Origin of the sequence: Sulfuritalea sp. (assembly GCF_031426875.1) — a bacterium.
Classification (GTDB): domain Bacteria; phylum Pseudomonadota; class Gammaproteobacteria; order Burkholderiales; family Rhodocyclaceae; genus Sulfuritalea.
In genome coordinates, this window is sequence record NZ_JASJPC010000044.1 from 33,744 (window position 1) to 54,006 (window position 20,263).

General features: G+C 63.9%; 21 protein-coding genes. 11 read left to right on the forward strand and 10 right to left on the reverse strand.

Annotation, left to right across the window (positions count from 1 at the left end; genetic code table 11):
- Window positions 1-10 precede the first annotated feature (10 nt).
- The gene (locus tag RMO95_RS18155; protein ID WP_310452072.1) at window positions 11-730 is read right to left on the reverse strand and encodes an HAD-IA family hydrolase; all 720 of its coding nucleotides are present in this window, start codon (window positions 728-730) and stop codon (window positions 11-13) included.
- A 201-nt stretch (window positions 731-931) separates the two neighbouring features.
- Between RMO95_RS18155 and RMO95_RS18160 the strand changes: the two genes are divergently transcribed.
- Genes RMO95_RS18160 through RMO95_RS18170 form a run of 3 tightly spaced genes read left to right on the forward strand, consistent with a single transcriptional unit; the run spans window position 932 to window position 5,618 of the window.
- A complete protein-coding gene (locus tag RMO95_RS18160) occupies window positions 932-2,719 on the forward strand; it encodes an FAD-dependent oxidoreductase (protein WP_310452073.1) in 1,788 nt (595 codons plus the stop codon).
- Window positions 2,716-4,566, forward strand: a complete 1,851-nt coding sequence (locus RMO95_RS18165) for a 2-oxoacid:acceptor oxidoreductase subunit alpha (protein WP_310452074.1) — start codon at window positions 2,716-2,718, stop codon at window positions 4,564-4,566. The genes RMO95_RS18160 and RMO95_RS18165 overlap by 4 nt, the downstream gene beginning before the upstream one ends.
- A complete protein-coding gene (locus RMO95_RS18170; protein WP_310452075.1) occupies window positions 4,563-5,618 on the forward strand; it encodes a 2-oxoacid:ferredoxin oxidoreductase subunit beta in 1,056 nt (351 codons plus the stop codon). Before RMO95_RS18165 ends, RMO95_RS18170 begins: the two co-directional genes overlap by 4 nt.
- A gap of 37 nt (window positions 5,619-5,655) precedes the next feature.
- Here RMO95_RS18170 and RMO95_RS18175 read toward each other — a convergent pair whose 3' ends face one another.
- Entirely contained in the window at window positions 5,656-6,822 is a 1,167-nt protein-coding gene (locus tag RMO95_RS18175) for a Do family serine endopeptidase (RefSeq protein ID WP_310452076.1), read from the reverse strand.
- A 21-nt stretch (window positions 6,823-6,843) separates the two neighbouring features.
- On the opposite strand from RMO95_RS18175, the gene RMO95_RS18180 reads away from it, so the two are divergent.
- Complete coding sequence (locus RMO95_RS18180) at window positions 6,844-7,608, forward strand: Nif3-like dinuclear metal center hexameric protein (protein WP_310452077.1); 765 nt, start codon at window positions 6,844-6,846, stop codon at window positions 7,606-7,608.
- Window positions 7,609-7,826: 218 nt separating this feature from the next.
- Here the strand turns inward: RMO95_RS18180 and RMO95_RS18185 are convergent, their stop codons facing one another.
- Window positions 7,827-8,306, reverse strand: coding sequence for an energy transducer TonB (locus tag RMO95_RS18185; protein ID WP_310452078.1), 480 nt, complete (start codon window positions 8,304-8,306; stop codon window positions 7,827-7,829).
- 52 nt (window positions 8,307-8,358) lie between these two features.
- Between RMO95_RS18185 and RMO95_RS18190 the strand changes: the two genes are divergently transcribed.
- The 6 genes from RMO95_RS18190 (at window position 8,359) to RMO95_RS18215 (ending at window position 14,230) form a co-directional block, all read left to right on the forward strand.
- Entirely contained in the window at window positions 8,359-9,507 is a 1,149-nt protein-coding gene (locus tag RMO95_RS18190) for an ankyrin repeat domain-containing protein (RefSeq protein ID WP_310452079.1), read from the forward strand.
- 113 nt (window positions 9,508-9,620) lie between these two features.
- Window positions 9,621-10,586 (forward strand): MBL fold metallo-hydrolase, encoded by a 966-nt coding sequence (locus tag RMO95_RS18195; protein ID WP_310452080.1) that lies wholly within the window; start codon window positions 9,621-9,623, stop codon window positions 10,584-10,586.
- A gap of 27 nt (window positions 10,587-10,613) precedes the next feature.
- Window positions 10,614-12,314 carry an FAD-dependent oxidoreductase gene (locus RMO95_RS18200; protein WP_310452081.1) on the forward strand — a complete coding sequence of 567 codons (1,701 nt, stop codon included), beginning with the start codon at window positions 10,614-10,616 and terminating at the stop codon, window positions 12,312-12,314.
- A 97-nt stretch (window positions 12,315-12,411) separates the two neighbouring features.
- Window positions 12,412-12,636, forward strand: a complete 225-nt coding sequence (locus RMO95_RS18205; protein WP_310452082.1) for a DUF2783 domain-containing protein — start codon at window positions 12,412-12,414, stop codon at window positions 12,634-12,636.
- 2 nt (window positions 12,637-12,638) lie between these two features.
- Entirely contained in the window at window positions 12,639-13,199 is a 561-nt protein-coding gene (locus RMO95_RS18210) for a VOC family protein (RefSeq protein ID WP_310452083.1), read from the forward strand.
- Entirely contained in the window at window positions 13,196-14,230 is a 1,035-nt protein-coding gene (locus RMO95_RS18215) for a fumarylacetoacetate hydrolase family protein (RefSeq protein WP_310452084.1), read from the forward strand. The genes RMO95_RS18210 and RMO95_RS18215 overlap by 4 nt, the downstream gene beginning before the upstream one ends.
- On the opposite strand, the gene RMO95_RS18220 is transcribed toward RMO95_RS18215, so the two are convergent.
- The gene (locus RMO95_RS18220; RefSeq protein ID WP_310452085.1) at window positions 14,212-15,486 is read right to left on the reverse strand and encodes a hypothetical protein; all 1,275 of its coding nucleotides are present in this window, start codon (window positions 15,484-15,486) and stop codon (window positions 14,212-14,214) included. The genes RMO95_RS18215 and RMO95_RS18220 overlap by 19 nt on opposite strands.
- A gap of 109 nt (window positions 15,487-15,595) precedes the next feature.
- On the opposite strand from RMO95_RS18220, the gene maiA reads away from it, so the two are divergent.
- A complete protein-coding gene (maiA, locus tag RMO95_RS18225; protein ID WP_310452086.1) occupies window positions 15,596-16,243 on the forward strand; it encodes a maleylacetoacetate isomerase in 648 nt (215 codons plus the stop codon).
- 12 nt (window positions 16,244-16,255) lie between these two features.
- Here maiA and msrA read toward each other — a convergent pair whose 3' ends face one another.
- The 6 genes from msrA to RMO95_RS18255 all read right to left on the reverse strand — a co-directional run.
- On the reverse strand, window positions 16,256-16,792 hold the full coding sequence (gene msrA, locus RMO95_RS18230) for a peptide-methionine (S)-S-oxide reductase MsrA (RefSeq protein WP_310452087.1): 537 nt from the start codon (window positions 16,790-16,792) through the stop codon (window positions 16,256-16,258).
- Window positions 16,789-17,535, reverse strand: a complete 747-nt coding sequence (locus RMO95_RS18235; protein WP_310452088.1) for a class I SAM-dependent methyltransferase — start codon at window positions 17,533-17,535, stop codon at window positions 16,789-16,791. The genes msrA and RMO95_RS18235 overlap by 4 nt, the downstream gene beginning before the upstream one ends.
- A 75-nt stretch (window positions 17,536-17,610) precedes the next feature.
- On the reverse strand, window positions 17,611-17,916 hold the full coding sequence (locus RMO95_RS18240; protein WP_310452089.1) for a type II toxin-antitoxin system RelE/ParE family toxin: 306 nt from the start codon (window positions 17,914-17,916) through the stop codon (window positions 17,611-17,613).
- The gene (locus tag RMO95_RS18245) at window positions 17,916-18,191 is read right to left on the reverse strand and encodes a type II toxin-antitoxin system ParD family antitoxin (RefSeq protein ID WP_310452090.1); all 276 of its coding nucleotides are present in this window, start codon (window positions 18,189-18,191) and stop codon (window positions 17,916-17,918) included. The genes RMO95_RS18240 and RMO95_RS18245 overlap by 1 nt, the downstream gene beginning before the upstream one ends.
- A 71-nt stretch (window positions 18,192-18,262) precedes the next feature.
- Window positions 18,263-18,970: a hypothetical protein gene (locus RMO95_RS18250; protein WP_310452091.1), complete on the reverse strand. Its 708-nt coding sequence runs from the start codon at window positions 18,968-18,970 to the stop codon at window positions 18,263-18,265.
- Window positions 18,971-20,263: autotransporter domain-containing protein (locus RMO95_RS18255; protein WP_310452092.1), on the reverse strand; the 1,293-nt coding region annotated here is incomplete at its 5' end.

A 20,263-nucleotide genomic window follows, 5' to 3' on the forward strand; every position in this document is an offset into this window, starting at 1 on the left:
CCGGCGGAGTTCAGGAGGTGCTTGCGGTTGCGTGCCAGAGTCTCAGCTTGTCCAGCGTAACCATATCTGCCTCCGGTAGGACCATGCGCGCACCCTCGAAGTTCTCATGGATGGTGTAGTCGCTGACCGTGATGACGGTTGGGATTCCCGCCGCCAGCGAGGCCGCCAGTCCATGGGAGGAATCCTCGACGGCGAGGCAGTCGCGCGGCGGGAGGTTGAGTTGCTTCAGGGTCCACAGATAGATGTCCGGCGACGGCTTCTTGGCTGCCGCCACGCTGCCGGACGCGATCGCATCGAACCAGGTATCGGCATTCGGGCCAAGATTCGCCCGCAGCAGACCCACCACGTTTTCCAATTTGGAACTTGAAGCGATCGCCAGCCGCACGCCTTCGGTACGCGCGTCGCAGATCAGTTGCCCGATATCGGCACGCAGGGGAATCGCTCCGGCGGCCAGCAGCCGCTGGTAATTTCGCGTCTTGATGTCATGGATGCGTTGCAGCAGCTCGTCGAAATCGGGCCGTGCCCGCGTTGCCGGATCATACTTTTCCGCATAGTGACGAATCCGTTCGCGGCCTCCGGCCACATCCAGCAGGGTGCCGTAGAAGGCTTCGTCCCAGTGCCAGGGCAGACCGACTTCGGCGAAGGCCGCATTGAACGCTGGGCGATGGCCATCGCGCTCGGTGTTGGCAAGAGTTCCGTCAACGTCAAAAATGATCGCGCGCAAAGCCATAACGAGTCACCCTTAGACAAGGCATAAAGTATAAAGCCTAGCCGATTTTTTGCTTTAGAGAAAACCTGCCCGCGCATATATTTTTCCGGCAAGGAGTCGCGTCGGTTTTTCAAGGTGGCAGACGATGATAAAGTGCACGAATGAGCATCAGCGTTTCGCTAATGCTTGACGCAGCACACAGTAACTGGAGACCGCGCGCACGTGAAACCGACGAACATCGGCGCCCCCGACTACTTTCACAAGGTCGTGGATTGTCAGTGGGCCTGTCCGGCCCACACCCCCGTTCCCGAGTACATTCGCCTGATTGCTGCAGGGCATTACTCGGATGCCTACATGATCAACTGGCGCTCGAATGTCTTTCCCGGGATTCTTGGAAGGGTCTGCGACAGGCCTTGTGAGCCGGCCTGCCGCCGCGGCCGGGTGGACAAGGAACCGGTTGCCATCTGCCGCCTGAAGCGCGTCTGCGCCGACCTCAAGGACGACATCCAGGACCGCCTGCCGCGGGCGCCGGAAAAGAAGAACGGCAAGCGTATCGCCTGCATCGGCGCCGGGCCCGCCTCGCTGACCGTGGCGCGCGACCTGGTAGCGATCGGTTACCAGGTTACGGTATTCGACAGCGGCGCAGCACCCGGCGGCATGATGCGCAGCCAGATTCCGAAATTCCGCCTGCCCGACAGCGTGATCGACGAGGAATGTAGTTACATCATCGATCTTGGTGTCGAAACGCACTACAACCACTGGGTCAACAGCCTGCGCGAGGTGCTTGCCGAGGGTTGGGACGCCGTCTTCGTCGGCACCGGCGCACCGCGCGGGCGCGACGCCGACATTCCCGGGCGCAAGGAAGCGGCGGCGCATATCCAGATCGGCATCGACTGGCTGGCCAATGTGGCCTTCGGCCACACCACGAGCATCTCGAAGCGCGTGATCGTGCTCGGCGGCGGCAACACCGCGATGGACTGTTGCCGTTCGGCGCGGCGCCTGGGCGGCGAGGACGTCAAGGTGGTGGTGCGCAGCGGTTTCGAGGAAATGAAAGCCTCGCCCTGGGAGAAGGAAGAGGCGATGCACGAGGGCATTCCGATACTCAACATGCTGGTGCCCAAGGAATTTGTCCATGACAACGGCAAACTGAAGGGCGTGCTGTTCGAAAAGGTCCGCGCCGAGTACGACGCCAAGGGCAGGCGCAGCCTGATTCCCACCGGCGAGCCGGACGAGTTGATGGAGTGCGACGAGGTTCTGGTCGCCATCGGCCAGGAAAATGCCTTCCCCTGGATCGAGAAGGGCATCGGCCTCGAATTCGACAAGTGGGGCATGCCGGTGCTGGATCCGGAGACGCTGCAGTCGTCGCTGCCGAAGGTGTTTTTCGGCGGCGATGCGGCGCTGGGCCCGAAGAACATCATCACCGCCGCGGCACAGGGCCACGCGGCGGCGATTTCCATCGATCTGTTCTGTCGCGGCAAGAAGCTGCAGGAGCGCCCGCCGCCCATGGTCAATCTGGTCAGCCAGAAGATGGGCATCCACGAGTGGAGCTACGACAACCAGGTATCCGAGGAAGAGCGCAAGAAGGTGCCGGTCAAGGCGCTGGAAAAGACCCTCAAGGACATCAAGCTCGAACTCGAACTGGGTTTCGATCCATTCATGGCCTGCGCCGAAGCCGAGCGCTGCCTCAACTGCGACATCGAGACGGTATTCACGGTCAAGACCTGCATCGAATGCGATGCCTGCGTCGATATCTGCCCGACCGAATGCATCACCTTCACCCGCGACGGCGAAGAGGACGACTTGCGCGGACGCCTCAAGGCGCCGGCGAAGAACACGGATCAGGCGCTGTATGTCTCGGATGCACTGAAGACGGGGCGGGTGATGGTCAAGGACGAGAACATTTGCCTGCATTGCGGCATGTGCGCCGAGCGCTGTCCGACCGGCGCCTGGGACATGCAGAAATTCTTCCTGCAATGTGCTGAAGCGGGAACCGAGGTGAGAAAGACATGACTGCCACGAAGCCAATCCAGAGCTCCAACGATTTCGTCATAAAGTTCGCCAACGTCAACGGTTCCGGTTCGGCCTCGGCCAACGAACTGTTCGCGCGCGCCATCATGCGCATGGGCGTGCCGGTGGCGCCGCGCAATATTTTTCCGTCGAACATCCAGGGCATGCCCACCTGGTACGAAATGCGCGTCTCGGGCGCCGGCTGGCTCGGCCGCCGCGGCGGTTGTGACCTGATGGTGGCGATGAATCCGCAGACCTGGGACCGCGACATCGCCGAGATCGAGGCCGGCGGCTATCTGTTTTACGACTCGACGAAATCGCTGCCGCGTTCGCGCTTTCGCGAGGACATCACGGTGCTGGGCATCCCGCTGACCGAGATCTGCAACCGCGAGTACAGCGATCCGCGCCAGCGCCAGCTGTTCAAGAACATCATGTACGTCGGCGCCCTCACGGCGCTGCTGGGCATGGACTTCGCCGTGGTCGAGAAGCTGATTGCCGATCAATACCGCGGCAAGGACAAGCTGATCGGCGCCAACGTCAACGCTCTCAAGCTGGGCTACGACCATGCCCAGGCGAATCTTTCCTGCCCCATCGGTCTGCGCGTCGAGCGGTCGAATGGCGTCGGCGACCAGATATTCATCAATGGCAACGACGCCTGCGGCCTGGGCGCCGTCTATGGCGGTGCCACGGTGGCCGCCTGGTACCCGATCACGCCATCCACCTCGGTGATCGAGTCCTTCGGCAACTACTGCCGCAAGTACCGTACCGATCCCGACAACGGCATGGCCCGTTACGCGATCGTCCAGGCCGAGGACGAGCTGGCCTCGATCGGCATGGTGATCGGCGCGGCCTGGAACGGTTCGCGCGCGTTTACGGCGACCTCGGGCCCCGGCATCTCCCTGATGCAGGAGTTCTTCGGGCTGGCCTATTTCGCCGAGGTACCGGTGGTGGTTTTCGACGTGCAGCGTGGCGGGCCTTCCACCGGCATGCCGACCCGCACCCAGCAATCCGACCTGATTTCCTGCGCCTACGCATCCCACGGCGACACCAAGCACGTGCTGCTGTTTCCCGAGGATCCCTACGAGTGTTTCACGCTCGGCGCCCAGGCCTTCGATCTCGCGGAACGTTTGCAAACCCCGGTGTTCGTCATGCTCGACCTCGACATCGGCATGAACGATCGCCTGTCGCGGCCTTTCGAGTGGGACGACCAGCGCCGCTACGATCGCGGCAAGGTGATGAGCGCCGAGCAGCTGGATGCCGGCAAGACCTTCGGCCGCTATCTCGATGTCGATGGCGACGGCATTCCCTGGCGCACGATTCCCGGCACGCACCCGACCAAGGGCGCCTTCTTCAGCCGCGGCACCACGCGCAATGCCTACGCCAAGTACAGCGAGGCGGGGACCGACTACGTCTATAACATGGAGCGCTTGCGGCACAAGCTCGAGACGGCCAAGAAACTGGTGCCGGCGCCGGTGGTGCAGCGCGCGTCGCAACCCAGCCGCTTCGGCGCGATCTACTACGGCTCGACCAGTCCGGCCATGGCCGAGGCATTTGCCTTGCTCGAAGCGCAGGGCGTTCACGTCGATATCATGCGCGTGCGCGGCTTCCCGTTTGCCGACGAGGTGATCGAGTTCATCGATGAACATGACCACGTCTTCGTCGTCGAGCAGAACGAAAGCGGCCAGTTGCGCATGCTGCTGATCAATGAAGGCGAGATCGATCCGAAACGCCTGATCCGCGTGCTGCACTACGACGGTACGCCGATCACCGCCCGCTTCATTTCCGGCAGGATCGCCGACGCGCTGTCCGAACACAAGGTGACCCCCATTCGCAAACAGGTGGCCTCATGACCTATCTCGCCAAACCCAAACTGCTGCGCGCCGATGCGCCGCGCAACACGCTCGGCTACACCCGCCGCGATTATGAAGGCGCCATCTCGACGCTATGCGCCGGTTGCGGCCACGATTCGATCAGCGCCGCAGTGGTGCAGGCCTGCTTCGACCTCGACATCGAGCCGCACAAGGTAGCCAAACTGTCCGGCATCGGCTGCTCGTCGAAGACGCCGGATTATTTCCTCGGCGCCTCGCACGGCTTCAACACCACCCACGGCCGTATGCCGTCGGTGCTGACCGGCGCCGCGCTGGCCAACCGCGACCTGATCTACATGGGCGTCTCCGGCGACGGCGATTCGGCCTCGATCGGCATCGGCCAGTTCGCCCACGCCATGCGCCGCGGCGTGAACATGACTTACATCGTCGAAAACAACGGCGTCTACGGCCTGACCAAGGGGCAGTTTTCGGCCACGGCAGACAAGGGTTCGAAGAGCAAGCGCGGCGTGGTGAACAACGACACGCCGATCGACCTGGTCGCGCTGGCACTGCAGCTCGGCGCCAGCTATGTCGCGCGCAGTTTCTCGGGCGACAAGGAACAGCTGATACCGCTGATCAAGGGCGCGTTGCGCCACCGCGGTCCGGCTTTCATCGACGTCGTCAGCCCCTGCGTGACGTTCAACAACCATGCCGGCTCGACCAAGAGCTACGATTACGTGCGCGAACACAACGATGCCGTGAATCGCCTCGACGTGATCCTGCCGCGCGACCAGATCAATACCTCCTACGCTCCCGGCGAATTGCGCCGGATCGTGCAGCATGACGGCTCGATACTGCACCTGCGCAAGCTGGACACGGATTACGATCCCTCGGATCGGGTCGGGGCGATGAACCATCTGCAGGAACGCCACGCCCTGGGCGAGATCGTCACCGGCCTGCTCTACGTCGACAGCAGCGCCGAGGAATTGCATCGCCACCTGAATACCGTGGAGAAGCCGCTCAACCAGCTCGGCGATGCCTACCTTTGTCCCGGCAGCAAGGCCCTGGAGGCGCTCAACGCCGCGCTCAGGTAGCCGCTTTTAAACCGCGGGCGCCGCGAACGGCTTGCGGCTATTCTTCCTTCGGCGGCTTCGGCCGCTTGCCGATGGCGACTTCGACCTTGACGTCGCGGCCTTCGCGCTTCAGGTCGAAGCGTGCGCTGGTGCCCGGCACCAGCGCGGCAATCAGTTCCAGCATCACCTGAGCGTCCTTCACCAGCTTGCCGTTGACCTGCGTCAGCACATCGCCGGGCTTGATGCCGGCCTTGTCGGCCGGACTGCCGCGCATTACGCCGGCGATCAGCGTGCCGTCGGTGCCCGACAACTTGAAGGATTCGGCGAGTTCCGGCGTCAGCTCCTGCACTTCGATGCCGACCCAGCCGCGCGTCACGCCGCCGGTCTTGATGATCTGTTCCATCACGCTTCTTGCCAGCGAGACCGGAATGGCGAAGCCGATGCCCATCGAGCCGCCGCTTTGCGAATAGATCGCCGTGTTGATGCCGATCAGGTGGCCGTTGGAATCGACCAGGGCGCCGCCCGAATTGCCGGGATTGATCGCGGCGTCGGTCTGGATGAAGTTCTCGAAAGTGTTGATGCCCAGGTGCGAGCGACCGAGTGCGGAGACTATGCCCGAAGTGACGGTCTGCCCAACACCGAAGGGATTGCCGATGGCCAGCACCACATCGCCGACGCGCAGCGTGTCGCTGCTGCCGAAGGCGATCACCGGCAACTGGTGATCGGCGGGAATGCGCAGCACGGCGAGATCGGATTCGGGGTCGGAGCCGACCACGCGCGCCTTGTACTTGCGCCCGTCGTTGTGCGCGACCTCGATTTCGTCGGCGCCGTCGACCACATGGAAATTGGTCAGGATGTAGCCTTCGGGCGAGACCACCACGCCGCTGCCCAGCCCGGAACGGCGCTGCGACTCTTCGCCGAAGCGGTCGCCGAAGAAATGCCGGAAGATCGGATCGTTGATGAAGGGATGGCGCGCGCCCTTGACTTCCTGGCTGGTAAAAATATGCACCACCGCCGGAAGCGCCTTCTTCGCCGCATCGGCATAGGAACCCTGGCGCAGCGCCGAGCTGCCGGCAGGCGCTTCGAGCACCGTCGCCACTGCGGCGACGCGCGTGCCCTCGCCGGGCCATTGGGCGAGCCACTCCGGCTTGAGCGTCTTCACGACAAACAGGATAGCTACGCAAACTGTGATGGTTTGGGCAAAAATCAGCCAGAGGCGGCGCATAATTTAATTTTGTGGAGGTAAATGATGCCGGGTGATGCGGTGTTGCGTGAGGATCTTCGCGCCTATCTGGATGGTCTGATGGATGCCGCGAGCTTTCGCGATTATTGCCCAAACGGCCTGCAAGTGGAAGGCTGCGAGCGCGTGCAGCGAGTCGTCTGCGGCGTTACCGCCAGCCAGGCGCTGATCGAGGCGGCCATCGAGCGCGGCGCCGATACGCTGCTGGTGCATCACGGCTGGTTCTGGAAAGCCGAGGATGGCCGCGTCACCGGCTTCCGCCGGCAGCGCATGGCGCGGCTGCTGGCGCACGACATCAACCTGTTCGCCTTCCATTTGCCGCTCGATGCCCACGCCACGCTGGGCAACAACGCGCAATTGGCAGCGCGCCTGGGCTGGACCGTCAGCGGCCGCTTCGGCGAGCAGGACATCGGCTTTATCGGCGTGCCGCCAGCGCCAACTCTTGCCGGCGAGCTGGCGCGGCAGATCGAGCGGGCGCTGGGTCGCGCACCGCTGCTGATCGGCGATCCGGGGCGCAAGGTGGCACGCATTGCCTGGTGCAGCGGAGGCGCCCAGGGCTACTTCGAGGCGGCGCTGGCCGCCGCCGCCGACGTCTTCATCTCGGGCGAGATCTCCGAGCAGACCGTCCATCTGGCGCGCGAAACCGGCATGGCCTATATCGCCGCCGGCCACCATGCGACCGAGCGCTACGGCGTGATGGCGCTGGGTGCGCATCTGGCGGAAAAATTCGGCATCGATTGTGAGTTTGTCGATATCGACAACCCGGTCTGATGAAGCCCCTGCGTAGCAGGCGGGCCAGCGAAAGACGCTGACCTCGCCGCTACGGATGATGAAGCCCCTGATGAGACCCCTGCACAGCAAGAAGGGGCAGGACAAGACCCTGCCCGCTTCGCTGTGGATGCGTAGCGGGCGGGCCAGCAAAAGACGCTGACCTCGCCGCTACGGATGATGAAGCCCCGCTACGGATGATGAAGCCCCGCTACGGATGATCACTGCAGGCGGAATCTGACCGGAAACAGGGTTTGCCGCGGGTTGCCCGGCAGGGCGCCGATGCGGCGTGCGGCGTCGAGTGCCGCCTGATCGAGCAGGCCGTGGCCGGAACTGCGCGCCACCGTTGCCGAGATCAACTTGCCGCCGTCGGCAAGGACCAGCAGCAGGATGACTTCGCCTTCGAGGCCCTGCGCGATGGCTTCGGGCGGATAGAACAGATGCGCGGACAGCGCCGTTTGCGCGCGGCGCAATGAACTGCCCTGCAACGTGCGGGGCGCCAGCGGCGGCTGCGGATTTGCGGCGCTGTCGGCGGCTTCGGTGCTGACCGTTTCCGCCGCGGCGGCCGGTGGCGGCGCAGGGATCAGGCGCGCTTCGATGCTGGCCTGCGGCAAGGGTGGCCTGACCGCCAGCCAGATCGGTGCGACGATCACGGCGGCGTGCAGCGCGAGGCTCAGCAGCAGGGCGACATGGAGCGGCATTGGAACGATTCTAGGGGTTTGCCGGTCATTCCCATTCTCTATACTGCTCGCCATGAAAATTCTTTCCTTCCTGCTGATCCTGCTGATCACCATCGCGCCCTTGCGTGCCGCGACCCTGCCCGACGCGGCGCGATTCACCATTGCCATCGAAAGCGGCGACCTGTCCGCTGCGCGCGAATGGCTGGATGCAGGCCTGGCGCCGGATTTCGAGGGCCGGGTGATCGGCAGCGGGCTGATGATCGCGGCCTGGGAAGGCAATGTCCCGATGATGGAACTGTTCGTCTCGCGCGGCGCCGACATCAACAAGGTCAATACCGTCGGCGAGCAGGCGCTGCAGCACGCAGCCTGGAAAGGGCATCTGCCAGCCGTGCGCTGGCTGGTCGAGCATGGCGCCAGCGTGAATCGCCAGGGCAAGGAGTGGGTGGCCCTGCATTACGCCGTGTTCGCCGGCCATGCGGAGGTGGTGAGCTATCTGCTGGAGCAGGGTGCCGACATCAATGCGCTGTCCACCAACGGTTCGACGCCGCTGATGATGGCGGCGCGCGAAGGACAAGAGGCGATCGCGAAGCGTTTGCTGGCTGTCGGCGCCCGCCGCGACATCGTCAACGAGTGGGGCGACGATGCGCTGCGCTGGGCGATGCGCCACAACAACCTGACCATAGCCCGCGAAATCGCCGGTGCCGAGGGTTTTCCCGCCGTTGCAGCGCGGCCGACCGCATCCTGGGGGACCGCCGTGCGTTCGCAGGCCGTGCCGGATCGCGCCGACTCGCTGATGGCACAGGCCCGCGGCATGGAGGCCGCCGGGCGGCGCGACGAGGCGCTGCGACTCTACCGCGCGGCGCTCGCCGTAATTCGCCGGGCCGATGCGGCAAGAAAACCCGTTGCCGCATCGGCCCGCGCCGCGAGCGGGATGGTCATCACCGCTCGCCGTGACAAACCCGGTTCCCAGTCGGCGGCGCTGAACTACGCCACGCCGGCGATTCCCGGTGAATCGGCGAAAGCCCCGGGCGGCGCCAGTCCGGGAGTTGGTGCTGGCGATACGGCGCCTGCATCCGGAGCGGGCGCCGACGACTGGTTGCGCCGCGCCCGCGAGCTGGAAAGCGCCGGTCGCCGCAAGGAGGCGCTGCAAGCCTATCGCCAGGCCTCGGCCATCCTGCGCAGCCCAGTTGGGGCACCGGCGAATGCACAGCCGACCCGCTGAGTTCCGGGAGTGCGGCAGCAGCGGTAAAGCTTGACAGTTAAAGTATTGATGATTACGATAAGAGGAACTGAGTTACGAACAAGTAAATCTCTGATCATAGCCAAGGAACCCCCATGAGCGACAAAAAATTTGCCTCGCACGCTGACCTCGAACAGAAGAAAGTCAGTTTCGAGCAACTCTCGGACAATGCCTGGGCCTATACCGCCGAGGGCGATCCCAACACCGGCGTGATCGTCGGCGACGATGCGGTGATGATCATCGACGCCACGGCAACGCCGGTCATGGCCCAAGACGTGATCCGCCATGTACGCCAGATCACCGACAAGCCGATCAAGTACGTCACGCTGACCCATTACCACGCCGTGCGCGTGCTGGGCGCCTCGGGCTACAAGCGCGAAGGCTTGCAGGACATCATCGCCTCGCGGCAGACGCGCGAATTGATCGTCGAGCGCGGCCAGCAGGACATGGATTCCGAGATCGGGCGCTTCCCGCGCCTGTTCAACGCGGTCGAGAGCGTGCCCGGCCTGACCTGGCCGACCGTGGTGTTCGACAAGGCGATGACCCTGTGGATGGGCGATCTCGAAGTGCAGATCATGCATATGGGTCGCGGCCACACCAAGGGCGACACGGTGGTCTGGCTGCCGCAGCAGAAGATCCTGTTCTCCGGCGATCTGGTCGAGGCCGATGCCGCCTGCTACACGGGCGACGCCTACCTCGCCGACTGGCCGGCGACGCTCGACGCGCTGGCCGCCCTGCACCCGGAAAAGATGATTCCCGGTCGCGGCCCGGCGCTGATGAATCCGCAGCGCGTCCAGCAAGGCTTGGCCTACACGCGCGACTTCGTGTCCACGCTGTATCGCAGCGCACAGGAAGCCGTGGCCCAAGGTATGGATCTGGCGGCATGCATGGCGCATACGCGCAAGAACATGGACCCGAAATTCGCCAGCGTGTTCATCTACGAGCATTGCCTGCCCTTCGATGTGACGCGGGCCCACGACGAGGCGTCTGGCATCAGGGATCCGCGTATCTGGACGGCCGAGCGCGATCAGGAAATGTGGCATGCGCTGCAGGCGGTCTGAGGCCGCAAGGCGGAATGGAATGGCGCCATGCTGAAGACCTACAACTACCCGAAGTTCGAGTACCGCCGGCCGCCTGAAATCGCCAGCGGCAAGACGCTGAAAGTGCCGCTGGTGGTGGTCGGCGCCGGTCCGGTCGGCCTGGCCGCCGCACTCGACCTGCAACAGCAAGGTCTGCCGGTATTGCTGCTGGACGAAGACGACACCGTCTCGATCGGTTCGCGCGGCGTCTGCTACGCCAAGCGGGCGCTGGAAATCCTCGACCGCTACGGCGTCGGCGATGCGGTCTGCGCCAAGGGCGTGTCTTGGAACGTCGGGCGCACCTTCTTTCGCGAGGAGGAGGTGTACAACTTCAATCTGGTTCCCGAGCCGGATCACCATCGCCCAGGCATGGTGAACCTGCAGCAGTACTACCTCGAAGAGTACCTGGCGGCGAGCGCCGCGGCGCGGCCGGACATCGAGCTGCGCTGGAAGAACAAGGTGGTCTCGGTGGCGCAGGCCGGCCAGACCGTCACGCTCAAGGTGGAAACCGAGGACGGCTTCTACACCGTCGAAACCGACTGGCTGATCGCCGCCGACGGTGCGCGCAGTCCGATACGTCGCATGCTCGGTCTCGAAGTCGAAGGCAAGATCTTCATGGACCGCTTCCTCATCGCCGACGTCGTGATGAAGGCCGAATTCCCCTCCGAACGCTGGTTCTGGTTCGATCCGCCTTTCCATCCGGGGCAGTCGGTGTTGCTGCACCGGCAGACCGACAGCGTCTATCGCATCGACTTTCAGCTGGGCTGGGACGCCGATCCGGAAGAGGCTAAGAAACCGGAGAACGTGCTGCCGCGGATCAAGGCCCTGCTCGGCGCACTGGATGGCGCAGTTGACAAACCCGAGCGCGAATTCGAACTGGAATGGGTCAGCGTCTACACCTTTCAGTGCCGCCGCATGGGGCGCTTCAACCACGGCAATGTGATCTTCATCGGCGATGCCGCGCATCAGGTCTCGCCCTTCGGCGCCCGCGGCGCCAACTCCGGCCTGCAGGACGCCGACAATCTGGGCTGGAAGCTGAAGCTGGTCATCTCTGGCCTCGCGCCCGCGGCGCTGCTCGACAGCTATTCCGAGGAACGCATCTACGCCGCCGACGAGAACCTGCTGAACTCGACCCGCTCGACGGATTTCATCACGCCCAAGAGCAAGGTCAGCCGGACTTTCCGCAATGCCGTGCTGGGCCTGGCGAAGGATCACGCTTTCGGCCGCGCTCTGGTCAATTCCGGGCGGCTTTCGGTGCCGGCTTTTCTTACTGCATCCAGCCTCAATACGCCGGACTGCGCGGGCGACACATTTGCCGGCCGCATGGTGCCCGGAGCGCCGATGGACGATGCGCCGGTTGTGGAAAACGGAGAGGATGGCTGGCTGCACAACAAGGTCGGCCACCGCTTCACCGCGCTTTACTTTGTCGACGATCCGCAGCAGCTTGACGCGGCGACGATAGAGGCTTTGTCCAGCCTTTCCGGCGGCGGCATTGCAGTACAGCCACGGGTGATCTCGGCGAGGCCGGGCAGCGTCGGCGGCAATATTCCGCATCTGGTCGATGCGCACGGCGTCGCCGCCCGACGCTACGACGCGCAGCCGGGTACGTTGTACCTGCTGCGCCCCGACCAGCATGTCGCCGCGCGCTGGCGCACGTTCGATGTGGCGAAGGTTAAATCAGCCGTCGCAAAAGCGACCTGCAACGCCTGAGAGGAGAAAGCAATATGAACCCCCACGCTCGAAAATTCACCTCGCTGCCCCCCGCGGGGGCGCGCACCTCCCTTGAGACGGCTCTGCGGGAGGTGCCATGGCACTCAATCTGAATCCGAACTTTTCCGAAGCCGGCAAGCGCTACTTCAACGCCTATACGCCCGCCGACGATTTCTACGAAATGCTCATCAACACGCACCGCGACCTGTCCGACGAGCAATCCGAACTGCTCAACGCAAGGCTGATCCTGCTGCTCGCCAACCATGTCGGCGACATCGGCACGCTGCGCGAAGCCCTGAACATTGCCCGCGAAGGAGTCTGAACATGTCCGCCAGTCTGGTCCGCAAAGTGCATCACGTCGCCTATCGCTGCAAGGACGCCAAGGAAACCGTCGAGTGGTATGGCAAGTACCTGAAGATGGGTTTCATCCTGGCGATCGCCGAAGACGAAGTGCCGTCGACCAAGGCGCCCGATCCCTACATGCACATCTTCCTCGACGCCGGCGCCGGCAACATCCTGGCTTTCTTCGAACTGCCGGCCCAGCCGGAGATGGGGCGCGATCCGAACACGCCGAGCTGGACCCAGCACCTGGCACTGGAAGTCGGCAGCATGGAGGAAATGCTGGCCGCCAAGGCCCGCCTCGAAGCGGACGGCATCGAGGTCGTCGGGCCCACCGATCACACGATTTTCAGGTCGATCTATTTCTTCGATCCGAGCGGCCATCGCCTGGAGCTCGCCTTCAATACCGCAACGCCGGAAATGATGCAGCGCCTCGACGACGTCAAGTGGGACATGCTCAATGAATGGGCGCGGACGCGCAAGGCGCCCCGGCACGCGCGCTGGATGCACGACGGCAGCCATGCGCCGGCGGGAAGCAAACCGTGAAACTGGCCACCTTGAAACAGGGCGGTCGCGACGGCACGCTGGTGGTGGTCAGTCGCGATCTCGCGCATTGCCAGACCGTGGGCGGCATCGCGGGCACCCTGCAGCAGGCGCTGGACAACTGGCACCAGGTGCTGCCGCGGCTGCAGCAGGTGTCCGACATGCTCAACGCCGGCGCCACGCAACAAAGCGCCCGCCATGCCATGTCCTTCGACCCGGCGCAGTGCCACAGCCCGCTGCCGCGCGCCTACCAGTGGGCCGACGGGTCGGCCTACATCAATCATGTCGAACTGGTGCGCAAGGCCCGCGGCGCCGAGCTGCCGCCGGAATTACTGGTCGATCCGCTGATGTACCAGGGCGGCTCCGACAGCTTCGTCGGTCCCTGCGATCCGGTGCTGGCCTGCGACGAGGCCTGGGGCATCGACTTCGAGGCCGAGGTGGCGGTGGTGACCGGCGACGTGCCGCTGGGCGCCTCGCCCCGCCAGTGCGCGCAGCAGATTCGCCTGCTGATGCTGGTGAATGATGTCAGCCTGCGCAATCTGATTCCCGCCGAACTGGCCAAGGGCTTTGGCTTCCTGCAGTCGAAACCCGCCTCGGCATTTTCGCCGGTGGCCGTCACGCCCGATGAACTGGGGACGGCATGGAAGGACAACAAGCTGCATTTGCCGCTGACTGTCGCCTTGAACGGCGAGCCTTTCGGCAAACCGAACGCCGGCATGGACATGACTTTCGATTTTGCCCAACTGATCGCGCACCTGGCGAAGACGCGCGAACTCGAAGCCGGTTCGGTGATCGGTTCAGGAACGGTGTCGAACAAGCAGGGCGGCCTGTTCGGTTCCTCGGTGGAAAATGGCGGTGTCGGCTATTGCTGTATCGCCGAGCTCAGGATGTACGAGACCATAGAAACCGGAAAACCCAAGACACCCTTCATGCATTTTGGCGACCATGTCAGGATCGAGATGCTGGGCGACGACGGCGCCAGCATCTTCGGCGCCATCGACCAGATCGTCGAGCGCTACGTCGCGGCTGCCTGAGCGGGGTCGGAAGTTTCTTCCTTGAGGATTTCGATCAGCAGCATGATTTCCTCCGCCACCGATTGCTGGAAGCCCGCGCGCGCACCGTCGCGATTGTCTTCCAGCAGGTGCCGCAGATAATCGATGCACTCCTGCGGCTGCGCCCAGATTTTCTGCACATGCTCCGCCACGCGGGAATACTTCTCCAGCGTCGGTGCTTCGCCGGTGTCGGTGCCGGCCGAGAATTCCGCCTGAATGTTGAAGTTCTTGCGCAGTTGCTCGGCAGTTTCCGCGAACTCCCGGTTGAGCCCCCGCTTGCGGTAGATGCCGAGCAGTTTCAGCCAGTGGTAGAGGGCATGGCGCGGGTTGGCTTCGGTGTATTCGACCAGGGCTTGCGCGGCACCCTGTTCGAGCCCCATGGACAACATGATCTCGGCCAGTTGCAGCGTGGGTTCGAGACCGGTTTCCGGCGGGCCGGAGGCGGCGCGGACAGGAGCGCTGGCGGATGCAGCAGGCTGTCTGGCAGCCGCCCTTGTCACGGATTCGGGATCGGCGTGTTCCAGCGAAAAGTCGACTTCGACGGGCGTGGCCGTCGGCAATGGAGCGGCCGCTGTGTTTGCGGCCGGCGACGGCGCGGCGGCAGTCTCGACGGCTGCGGCATGCACGTCTTCGCTCGGCACGCGGGGCTCGATCCGCGGCGCAGTCTTCAGGCCCTGCATTGCCTGTGCGAAGGGGGATGCTTGCACCTCGGTCGGTGAGGCTGCATCGGGTGAAGCCTTGCCGGGGGGGCTGTCCTTCCGTGCACCGGCTGCCTTCGCCGTCGGTGCGGCGGACTTGCGCCGACGGAACCACCAGAGGGCGACCAGGCCTGCCGCCGCGAGATTGGCCACCATCAGACGCGTGCCGCCGTTATCCGCTGGCGCGGGCTCTGCCGCGACAGGCGCCGCGACCGGCTTGTGGGTCGGCATGTTGCGCACCAGGAGACTGACCGCGACCATGGTTTGCTCGATGCGCCGCAAATTGTCGAGCATTTCCTGCACGCTGTTCGCTTCGTCGACGCCGGTCAGCCCGACGCGCCACTCGATACGCAGCACCGAACGCTCGTCCTCCGACACCTTGCCCAGACGGCGCAGGTCGATCTGTTCGCTGCGGCGCAGGCTCGGCTCGGGTACCGCCGCGACTGCTGCCGGCAGCAGGAACAGCACCGACAGGACGGCACAGACCCGGCCGGTTTGCGTGAGACAAGGGACGATGGTGGTGGCCTGGGACTTGGGCATCGAATTGCGCGGCGTTATAGTGCTGTCATTCTAGGCTCAGCGACGGACACTTGCTTCGCCTGAGCAGGCGAGTGCAAACCCCTTAAATTGTATTTTTTGCAGGATGGCCATGAAGCTCCATAACTACTTTCGCAGCTCCGCCAGCTTTCGCGTGCGCATCGCGCTGGCCCTGAAGCAGCTTGATTACGAGTATGTGTCGGTCCATCTGCTGCAGGGCGGGGGGCAGCAGTTTGCGGCGGCGTTCAAGGCGATCAACCCTGCTGCGTTGGTGCCGGTGCTCGAAGAAGACGATGGCACGGTCCTCACCCAGTCGCTGGCCATCATCGAATACCTCGATGAGACCAGGCCGCAGCCCGCGCTGCTGCCGCCCGATGCGGTCGGGCGGGCGCGAGTGCGGGCGCTGGCGCTGGCGATCGCCTGCGAGATCCATCCGCTCAACAATCTGCGCGTGCTGGCGTATCTGCGCAAGACGTTGGGCGTCACCGAAGCGCAGCGCGACGCCTGGTACTGCCACTGGGTGGAAACCGGGCTGGCCACGGTCGAGGCCCTGCTTGCGGGCGATACGCGCACCAGCGCCTGCTGCCATGGCGATACCCCGACCCTGGCCGACATCTGCCTGGTGCCGCAGATATTCAATGCGCAGCGCTTCAAGGCGAAACTCGATCATGTGCCGACGGTGATGCGGATTCACGAACACTGCTTGACGCTGCCGGCGTTTGCGCAATCGGTGCCAGCGCTGCAGCCGGACGCCGAATAGCCAGGCTTCCTATCAGGTCTTGAGCCGGCCGGCAAACACTTTGCGCAGCTTGGCCGCTTTGGGTGCGACGACTGCCTGGCAATATCCCTGCTGCGGATTGTTGGCGTAGTAGTTCTGGTGATAATCCTCGGCCGGCCAGAAAGTTGGCGCTGGCGACACGGCGGTGACTATGGGCGCGGGCCAGATCTTCGCGGCCGCGAGTTCCGCGATCAATTCCCTGGCGACTTTTTCCTGTTGGTCGCCGTGGGTGAAGATCACCGAGCGGTACTGGCTGCCGACATCGTTGCCCTGTCGGTTCGGCGTGGTCGGATCGTGAATCGCGAAGAAGGCCTTTAGCAAAGTGCCGTAGTCGATGACCTCAGGATTGAAGCGTACTTCGACGACTTCGGCGTGGCCGGTGTCGCCGTCGCATACGCTGCGGTAGTCCGGATCGGGCATGCCGCCGCCGGCATAGCCCGAGACCACCGACTCGACTCCGGCAAGTTGCACGAAAGCGGCTTCGAGGCACCAGAAGCAGCCGCCGCCCAGTGTTGCCAGTTCAGTATTCATTCGAGTCTCCCGCAGCGAAGCGCGATGGGCCAGATTATGGACTTTCGGCTGTCGCTTTGCGGCCAGATATCGCGCAGGCGCTCACCGAGTTCGATGCAGGGATCGCTGCCGAGTTCCTTGATGTAGCGCTGGGTCGCCGACCAGGTGCGCAAGTAGGCGAGCAGGTCGTCGCGGGTCCATTCCAGGCGGATTTCGAGTTTTGGCGTGGCGATGTCGGCAAAGGGAAAGGGCATCTCGCGGTAGGCCAAATCCACCCAGCGTCTCTCCGGTGGCCACCAGGGGCCGACCGTGTTGCGGTAGAAATCCTCGACGATGGCGTTGAGTGCCGGCTCGCCCCGCAGCAGCGTGTAGGTCCAGGCAGCGAACAGTCCGCCCGGCTTGAGCACGCGCCTCACTTCGGCATAGAAAGTCTCGTTGCAGAACCAGTGCAGGGCCTGGGCAACCGTCGCCAGATCGCAGCAGCGGTCGTTCAGGCCGCTGGTTTCGGCCGCTGCGACGCGATAGTCGATGCGCGGGTGGGGCTCGGCCTGCGCCACCTGCGTGGCGGAAAGATCGGTGGCATGGACGCGTTGGAAATGCCCGGCCAGCGCCTGCGCCGCCTGGCCGTTGCCGGTGCCGCAATCCCAGGCCAGATCGCGGCCGGCGCATCGCTGCGCGAGCCAGGCGAACAGTTCCGGCGGATAGGAGGGTCGCGCCTTGGCGTAATCCGCGGCGTGGCCCGAGAAGTGGTCGGCGGGGTTCATTGACATTTCCTGATCAGCAAGACCAATACTCGCCGTCTCGCCAGCACCAACTCTTCGCTTTACGGCAGGGCAAGGTCAATCGTGCGGCCATTCTTCCATCGCGGCGATATCCCGCGCGTGGTGCAAAACCCGCGCGATCAAGATTCCCTTGGTATCGGCGAAATAGAACAGCAGGTAAGGCGTCGTGGTAGGCCAGCTACGCAGCCCTTCCGCAAGTTCCGGACGCTGGCGCCCCATGAGTGGATGAGCAAGCAGATGTCGCGCTTCCCGATCGATGGTGTCGACCACCCGGTCGGCGGCTTGCGGATTGTCTTCGGCGATGAACAGCCAGGCTTCAAGGAGATCGTTCTCGGCGCTATCGGTATAGCGCAGGGTAGCCATCAAGCCGCCGATTCACGCGCGGCGAGCGTCGCACGGCCGCGCTGCTTGATCGACTCGACATCAAGCTCCTTGATTCGTCCGGCTGAGATGTCGGCGACCCCCTGGTCGATATCCGCTTTGAGCGCTGCCAGATTCGCCGCTTGCACGTTCTGATATGCCTCGAACAGGCGCAAGGCTTCGCGAATCACTTCACTGGCGGAACCATAGAGGCCGGATTCGACATGACGGCGCACCCGGCTTTCTAGCTCCGGTGGTAAGGAAACATTGAGGGACATAAGAGGCTCCAGCGGAGATGGCAGACTTTGCCATTGTAGGCTCGGGAACAGGGAATGAAAAGCCGCCGGGGCTATCGTTTCCGCGGCTTTAATGGTCGCATGCGTGCTCCGTTTCGCCGGGAGCTTTTGCGGTAGTGCTCTCCTATCCGCTGCCAGGTTGGTTCCATCACCCAGTAGAAGAAGAAAAACAGTGCCAGCCCGATTACCATGGTCGGATAGGCGAGCGTCGTGATGAAGCCCATCGAGGCTTCTTTATTGATGTTCGAGATGACCTGAAGCACGGCCGCCAGCGCAGTAAACACCCCAATCAGCAGTTGTGCAGCCTTCACGGCGTACTCGAACAGCAACTCCCAATATCGCGCCTCATGCACCCCGTCCATCAAGGTTTCCGCCCAGACAACGCCAGTCACGAGGGCAAGGAAGAGCAGGTGCAGAAAGAACACCAGGCTGGATGGCGTATCGTTGCCAATCACTGCGATGGGTGACATGACGCACATGAAAACTGCGGTCAGTACCTTTCGTCGTCCGCTCCAGTCCACATAGCGAATGGCCGCAAACAGGCCTGCCGCCAGCAGTACTACTGCGTTTATGGCTATAGGGTTGGGGCCAGGTCGCGTCAGCGAGTCATGTCCGTTGAACAAATACGACGAAACCGCCTTGCCGTGAATCGAAAGCCATTGCCCGAGTACCATCAGCCCGGCGAACAATAGGGCATCGAGAATTCGGATATGGGATAAAGAATGCACCAGCCCCTGTCGTGCGCTGGAAACTGGCCGCATTCAGAACGCGGTCTGCCACGACGCCGCCAGCCAGGCATTGGGCGCTTCGCCCTGGGTCGTCAGGTTGAGCATCAGCGCCCCCGTGCCGTCACCCAATTTGCCTTCGATACCGACACCGGCGCGCAGCCAATCCTGCTTGATCGCCGGGCCGGCGAGGTCGAAGCCGAACAGGCCGACCACCTGGCCGACAGTGCGGGCGCCGCTGCCCTCGAAGCGATGCGCTGCTTCCAGCGTGCCGACCAGGCGCGCATTGTTAAGGATGGGCTTGCTGGCGTTCAATCCGAGGCGCAGTTCGGTGGCCGTCTCCTTGCGCGCGTTGAACTGTGCCGGGAAGCCACCGCCGGTTTCGGTGTAGGCGGCGATCTTGGCTTCGTTGTAACCGAGATCGACGTAGGGCGTGAGGCCGGCACCGGCCAGGGTCGCGGCGTTCTCCCAATCTAGCCGGGCGCGCAGGCCCCAGGTGTCGGCGCCGGGCTTGCCGCTGGAGAAGTCCTGCACACCGGCATTCAGGTAGCCGCGCCGCAGGTCGGCATCGCCGCGATGAACATAGGCGCCGATGGTGGCGATCAGGCCGGAGTTGGCGGTATCCATGCGCAAGGGCACCAGCGCCTCGGCCATGACATAAGTGCCGTCCGATTTGGCGCGGCCGTTCAGGGTCAGATCCTGCTTGGCCCAGGTCTGACCGAGCGACAGGCTGAGTTGCAGAGGACCGAAGTTCTGGCCCAGCCCGACTTCCGCCAGGCCCAGGTCGCCGGAACGCGAGCCGTGGTCATCCGTGCCCCAGTCGCCGGCCACCCAGAAGGCCTTCTTCCCTGCCGCCACGCGCCGTGCCAGCGGCCGGCTGTGGGCGCCGTTGAGCGCCGTGCCGACGGCCGAGAGCGCCATGCCGCCACCGGTGGCGGCAGCGCCGAGGCTGGCTTGCACATCCGATATAGTGATCGCGCCACTGCCTATGGCCGAGATACGGGCGATGAAGGCCTCTGAGCCGCTGGGGCCGGAGCTTTCACCGACCACGACAGCTCCATCAGCCGATACACCCTTTGCAACAGTCATGGTGTAACCCGGCGCGACAGTTACGCCGGCGGCCGCCAGCCAATCGGCGATACGCTGCATGCCACCCGCCTGAGTCCAGCGGAAAGCCTCTTGGCCGCTGGCGCTGGTGCCCCTCCCTACGACCACCGAGCCGTCGCTGTTTACGCCATAGGCGACGCTCTGGAAGCTGCCACCGGCCAGATCGCCTAGCAGCCTGTCGGACTTGAGTTCAGCCGACGACCCGATTTCACGATCCGGGAC